The organism is Micrococcus sp. HSID17227, assembly GCF_003989405.1.
GTDB lineage: Bacteria > Actinomycetota > Actinomycetes > Actinomycetales > Micrococcaceae > Micrococcus > Micrococcus luteus.
The window spans coordinates 1-766 of sequence record NZ_RBLN01000507.1; the positions used below are offsets into that span (position 1 = coordinate 1).

General features: G+C 79.4%; 1 pseudogene. It reads left to right on the forward strand.

Features of this window, described 5'->3' with window-relative positions:
- Nucleotides 1–17: 17 nt before the first annotated feature.
- Nucleotides 18–766 (forward strand): annotated as a pseudogene (locus D8M29_RS12960) (hypothetical protein); the annotation flags it as partial.

Consider the following 766-nt stretch of genomic DNA (forward strand, 5'->3'; position numbering starts at 1 on the left):
TTGCGTCCGACACCGCCGTGGCGGACCGTGAGACCGACGAGTCCGTCGCCGGCGTGGCCGGCGGGGCGGGGGTGACCGTGGATCAGCAGGACGCCCCGAGCACCGAGGCCACCACTGAGACCCCCCGTCGCGATGCCGCGGCTCCGGCCACCCGGGGCACTCTGCGCCCCGCCGCGGCGGCGACGAGCACGCCGGGCGCGGCGGACACCGTGGGCCTGGGCGCGGCCGGTGTGGCCGGCGGTTCCGGCGTCACCCTGGATGAGCAGACGCCCGCGGCGGACGTCCCGGCGACCCCGGCCTCCCCGTCCCCGGTCGCGGAGACCCCCGCTCCGGCGGCACCGGCTGCCGCGGCCCCGGACCAGCAGAGCCACCTCACCCCGGCTCCCGAGCACGTGCACGGGACCGTCCCCGCCGACGAGGTCGCCCCCGAGCACACCCCCACCAAGGAGTTCGCCACGGACGCGATCCCGGTCCCGCAGGGTGAGCATCTCGAGACGCACACGGTGGCGACCACCGCGCACGGATCGGTGACCGTCGTGACCGCCGAGCCGGACCAGGCCCAGCAGAACGGCGCCGACGGGGCTGAGCGCTCGGCCGCCGGGTCCCTGCGCATCGACGGCACGCCCGGGGTGCCCGGTCGCGTGGCGGAGGCGGACCGCGGGCCGGCGCGCACCGAGGACCATCGCGTGGACGCCGCGCAGCCGGCGGCGGTCGAGCCCGCAGCCGAGCGCCCGCCGCGCGAGGCTGCCCCGGCCACCCGCCGGGC